This is a genomic window from Tabrizicola sp., assembly GCF_030694085.1.
Classification (GTDB): Bacteria; Pseudomonadota; Alphaproteobacteria; order Rhodobacterales; family Rhodobacteraceae; genus Tabrizicola.
Genome location: NZ_JAUXZE010000013.1, coordinates 1 through 3,090 on the forward strand (window position 1 = coordinate 1; position 3,090 = coordinate 3,090).

The 3,090-nt window shown below is 59.6% G+C and carries 3 protein-coding genes; all 3 read left to right on the plus strand.

Annotated features, from left to right (window positions below; translation table 11 throughout):
- Positions 1-617: PDZ domain-containing protein (locus Q8M85_RS02610; protein WP_305539873.1), on the plus strand; the 617-nt coding region annotated here is incomplete at its 5' end.
- A gap of 74 nt (positions 618-691) precedes the next feature.
- Positions 692-2,827: a class I SAM-dependent DNA methyltransferase gene (locus Q8M85_RS02615; protein ID WP_305332993.1), complete on the plus strand. Its 2,136-nt coding sequence runs from the start codon at positions 692-694 to the stop codon at positions 2,825-2,827.
- A partial coding sequence (locus Q8M85_RS02620) for a DUF1016 N-terminal domain-containing protein (RefSeq protein WP_305539876.1) occupies positions 2,824-3,090 on the plus strand: 267 nt, incomplete at its 3' end. The genes Q8M85_RS02615 and Q8M85_RS02620, both read left to right, overlap by 4 nt.

Genomic DNA, 3,090 nt, shown 5'->3' on the forward strand with positions numbered 1-3,090 from the left:
CGGTCACCGTGTTCGGTACCGGCACCGCGCGCGAACTGGTGCATGTTTTCCGCGGCGCAGGATTTGTCACCGGTATTCCCGTCAACGCCGTGCAAGATGACTTCGGTTCCAGCGCCCAAGCCGCTTTCATCCAGGCTGGCGTGCCCGCCGTGCAATTCTTCGCCAGCGCACACGAGGACTACCACGCCCCCGGCGACACCGTGGACAAAATCGATTCCGCCGGATTGGTCAAAGTCGCCGCAATTCTCAAAGAAGCCACCGAATACCTGGCCAACCGCATCGAACCGCTGACCGTCACGTTGCAATCACAAAATACGCAAACTGAGCCCACAGAAACAAAAACCAAAGAAAAACGCACAGCCAGTCTCGGCACCGTACCGGATTTTTCGTACCAGGGCGAAGGCGTGTGCGTGGACAACGTCCTCCCCGGTTCCCCGGCACAGCAAGCGCAATTACAGGCGGGCGACATCCTGATACAACTGGCTGGACAAACGATCAGCGATTTGGCGTCGTATGCGAATATCCTGCGAACGCTCAAAGCCGGAGAAAAAACTGAATTACGATATCGGCGGGATGGTGAAGTGAATACGGTTGAAATTATTTTGGCTGAACGCTAATTGCGTTATAGTTCGCCATTCCGTTATGTCAAACCGATTTCAAACCGGCATTTGCCGATGAATAACTTTATTCGATGACTCCCGCTAACTTTCAGCAGCTTGCCAACTTCATCTGGTCTGTGGCCGACCTGCTGCGTGGCCCCTACCGCCCGCCGCAGTACGAGCGCGTGATGCTGCCGCTCACCGTGCTGCGCCGTTTTGATGCCGTGCTGGCACCGAGTAAGGACGCCGTGCTCAAGCGCCACGCCGAGCTCGTTGCCAAGGGGCAGCCCAACGTCGACGCCATCCTCAACAACCTGGCCAAGGATGAAGACGGCAAGCCGCTGGGCTTCCACAATCACAGCCTGCTCGACTTTCAGAAGCTCAAAGGCGATCCAGACAACATCGGCCGCCACCTGGCCGACTACATTGCCAGCTTCTCCGAGAACATCCGCAAGATCTTCGAGCGCTTCGAATTCGACAAGGAGATCGAAAAGCTCGAAGAATCCAACCGCCTCTACCAGGTAGTCGCTCAGTTCGCCGAGATTGACCTGCATCCTAAGCACATCGACAACATCACCATGGGGCTGGTGTTCGAAGACCTGATCCGCCGTTTCAACGAAGCCGCCAACGAAACGGCGGGCGATCACTTCACCCCGCGTGAGGTCATCCGGCTCATGGTTAACCTATTGCTGGAGCCCGACACCCAGGTGCTCACCCAGCAGGGCGTCATCGTCACCATCTGCGACCCGGCTTGCGGCACCGGCGGCATGCTGGCTGAGTCGCAGAACTGGATCCGCGCCCACAACGAGCAAGCCATCGTCAAGGTCTTCGGCCAGGACTACAACCCGCGCTCCTACGCCGTAGCCGCCTCCGACCTCTTGATCAAGGGCCACAAGGATGGCCAGGTGGTGCTGGGCAACACCCTCACCGGCGACCCGTTTCCCGATCACCATTTCGATTATCTGTTGGCCAACCCGCCTTTTGGCGTGGATTATTGGAAGGCGGAAAAGAAGACTATCGACCGCTGGCCCAGTTTCTGCGGCTACAGCGGCAAGCTGCCGCGCATCAACGACGGCGCCCTGCTGTTCCTGCTCTACATGATGAGCAAGTTCCAGGACTACCAGGAAGGCAACCGCGACAAGCCCGGCTCGCGCACCGCCATTGTCTTTAACGGTTCGCCCTTGTTCACCGGCGGCGCTGGCAGCGGCGAGAGTGAAATCCGCCGCTGGATCATCGAGCATGATCAGCTCGAAACCATCGTCGCCCTGCCCGAGCAGATGTTCTACAACACCGGCATCGGCACTTTCATCTGGGTGGTCAGCAACCGCAAGGCCGCCACTCGCCGCGGCAAGATCCAATTGATCGACGCCCGCGAGCGCTGGACGCCGATGAAGCGCAGCTTAGGCGACAAGCGCCGCTACCTCGATCAGGTGGCAATTGACGCCATCACCCGCGAGCACGGTGCGATGGAAGACAGCAAGACCAGCCGCGTGTTCGACAACAGCGATTTCGGCTACCGCCGCATCACCGTGCTGCGCCCGCTGCGGCTGCGCTTCGAGATCACCGAGGAGGCCCGCGAGCGCTTCTTGAACACCTGCCCGGAACTGTTCGATGCCCTGCAGGCGGTGCAAGACCAGCTTGGGCCAGAACCGCTGCTGGACTGGAATCAGGCCTGGGACGACGTGCAGCAAGTGTTCAAGACCCTGCCCAACGACGTGGAAGGCTGGGCCAATGGCACCAAGGGCACGGCACAGAAGAAGATCTTCCGTGAGTGCTTCACTACCGTCGACCCCGAGGCCGCGCCGGTGATCGCCAAACACCACAAGGCCGAACCGCTGGACCGCGCCGCCCTCTTCCCCAGCCAAACCCTGCCCGCCGGCATCACGAAGGATGATCTCTACGCCCTGCTCGGCCTGCACACCGGCGGCAAGGGAAAATACATCGAATACGAGCCCGACCCGGCGTTGAAGGATGCCGAGAACATCCCGCTGAAGGAAGACATCGTCAGCTATGTGCTGCGCGAAGTGCGGCCTTATGTGGCAGACGCCTGGATCGACCGCGATACGCTGGACGAGCAGGACGGCGGCATCGGCAAGATCGGTTACGAGATCAACTTCAACCGCGTGTTCTTCCAGTATCAGCCGCCGCGCCCGCTGCACGAGATCGATGCCGAACTGGCCGGCGTTGAGCAGCGGATTCTGGCGTTGTTGCGGGAAGTAACGGAATGAAGGATCTGATCCACGATATCCGCGATCTGATCCTCTCCGCCCGTCAGGCGGTGGTGCAGGCCGTCGATCTGATCCAGGTGCTGACCAATTTTGAGATCGGCCGCCGGATTGTCGTGCATGAGCAGCAGGGAGCGGAGCGGGCAGAATACGGCAAAGCGCTGCTCAAGGAATTGTCTGCGGAACTGACGGACGAATTCGGGCGCGGCTTTTCCCGCTCCAATCTCGAATATATGCGCAAGTTTTACCTGACCTATCAAGACAGA